This is a genomic window from Legionella brunensis (assembly GCF_001467025.1).
GTDB classification, from domain to species: domain Bacteria; phylum Pseudomonadota; class Gammaproteobacteria; order Legionellales; family Legionellaceae; genus Tatlockia; species Tatlockia brunensis.
The window spans coordinates 1-366 of sequence record NZ_LNXV01000035.1 but is presented as its reverse complement, the minus strand read 5'-3'; the positions used below and the strand labels follow the sequence as shown (position 1 = coordinate 366).

The following is a 366-nucleotide window of genomic DNA, read 5'->3' as shown; positions in this document are numbered from 1 at the left end:
TTAATGTCTCTTGCAAAAGCGTATCTGGCATAGAAAAGCTAACAAACACAGATACTTGTACTGCAAAAGATGAAGTCATTATCAAAAACCCAATCAATAACAAAATTCCTTTTCTTAGCATAGAATTCTCCCGACTAAAGGAATGTACAGTGACGTTTTCGCCACACCAAAAACCCATATTGGTCAGGCGTATGCGGCTTGATTTTTCCAGCTTCCCAGGCCAGGGTGCTGTGGCCCGATGGGTAGCAATGCTTGCCATCCGCCACTTGATTCACCAACTCATAGCGATAACGTGATTTAGGGGTTACGGTGTAGTAATGCTCTTTGCAAATTGCTCCAGATTTTGGGCTTGAGTCAGACACTAAA

Annotated in this window: 1 protein-coding gene; it reads right to left on the bottom strand. The window is 42.9% G+C overall.

Annotated elements, in window-relative coordinates; genetic code table 11:
• Positions 1-134: 134 nt before the first annotated feature.
• On the bottom strand, positions 135-366 hold a 232-nt coding region (locus Lbru_RS14305), incomplete at its 5' end, for a TraU family protein (protein WP_193786925.1).